General features: G+C 72.5%; 1 protein-coding gene. It reads left to right on the top strand.

The window, feature by feature from the left end:
• Positions 1-16: 16 nt before the first annotated feature.
• The coding region (locus UK12_RS35800; RefSeq protein ID WP_197085449.1) for a hypothetical protein at positions 17-255 on the top strand (239 nt) is incomplete at its 3' end.

The following is a 255-nucleotide window of genomic DNA, read 5'->3' as shown; positions in this document are numbered from 1 at the left end:
GAGTGCGGACGGCCGGATGGAGGTGTTCGCGGTCGCGCCCGACTACGGCTCGATCTCGCACATCTGGCAGACCGCGCCCAACGGCGGCTGGAGCGCCTGGAACGGCGACGGCAACGGCCCCTTCGGCGGACCGGCCGGCGGCATCCCCGTGGTCGGCCGCGAAGCCGACGGCCGAATGGCGGTCTTCGTCCTCGGACCCAACGGCAACTCCATCGCAGTACGCGAACAGGTCGCACCGTCGGCCGGCTGGGGCGA

The organism is Saccharothrix sp. ST-888, assembly GCF_000955975.1.
Taxonomy (GTDB): domain Bacteria; phylum Actinomycetota; class Actinomycetes; order Streptomycetales; family Streptomycetaceae; genus Kitasatospora.
The sequence above is the reverse complement of the archived record's forward strand: the minus strand, read 5'-3'. Positions and strand labels throughout refer to the sequence as shown.